2 protein-coding genes are annotated in these 604 nt (G+C 33.4%); both read right to left on the minus strand.

The features are described 5' to 3' along the window. Positions 1-115: 115 nt before the first annotated feature. On the minus strand, positions 116-289 hold the full coding sequence (locus N1032_RS26405) for a hypothetical protein (RefSeq protein WP_259543616.1): 174 nt from the start codon (positions 287-289) through the stop codon (positions 116-118). 10 nt (positions 290-299) lie between these two features. After that, positions 300-458: a hypothetical protein gene (locus tag N1032_RS26410; RefSeq protein ID WP_259543617.1), complete on the minus strand. Its 159-nt coding sequence runs from the start codon at positions 456-458 to the stop codon at positions 300-302. Positions 459-604 lie beyond the last annotated feature (146 nt).

Consider the following 604-nt stretch of genomic DNA (forward strand, 5'->3'; position numbering starts at 1 on the left):
TTATTTGTTCGCCCTATGCAAAAGAGTATTTACTAGCTATTAAATATGTCTTTAGCAATTAGTGCTATTTATTCAGCGCCTTTAATTACTCACTGTAAGACGCTGTAAAATAACATTAAAACGAGAAACTAACATTAACACTTACACCGGTATCAGTGCTTTGCGCCTCGCTTGTCTGTACATATTGAGCGCCACCGAAAGAAACTTGTGTATCAGCCGCTTTAGAACTACCCACAAAAGACGCCGCCAAAAAACCTAACACGATGATAATTAATTGATAACGTTTCATTTTTGTTACCTCAGAAGAAGATGAATTTAACAACTGCAATCATTGTGATTAAAGGGATTAACGCAACTGCTACACTACCGCCACATAATGCAACAAACTGTGTTGCTTTTTTATAATTGCTACCATTTGAGCTATAACCTAATGCAACGATTGCAACAACAATAAGCATAATAATGTACATTTTATTTACCTTTACTTTAATTTTAACAGTTTGGAAAGATTAATTTCTTTCCCCTATGCAAAGAATTATACGCCTTTCGATTCCAATTACAACACTTATTTTTGATCTTTACAAAGTTAATGTTTTGTAAATCT

It is taken from the genome of Herbiconiux daphne, assembly GCF_024979295.1.
Classification (GTDB): Bacteria; Actinomycetota; Actinomycetes; order Actinomycetales; family Microbacteriaceae; genus Herbiconiux; species Herbiconiux daphnes.

Excerpts from the sequence above, each read along its gene's own strand:
- N1032_RS26410 (WP_259543617.1), bottom strand. The coding sequence starts at position 458 with ATGCTTATTGTTGTTGCAATCGTTGCATTAGGTTATAGCTCAAATGGT.
- N1032_RS26405 (WP_259543616.1), bottom strand. The coding sequence starts at position 289 with ATGAAACGTTATCAATTAATTATCATCGTGTTAGGTTTTTTGGCGGCG.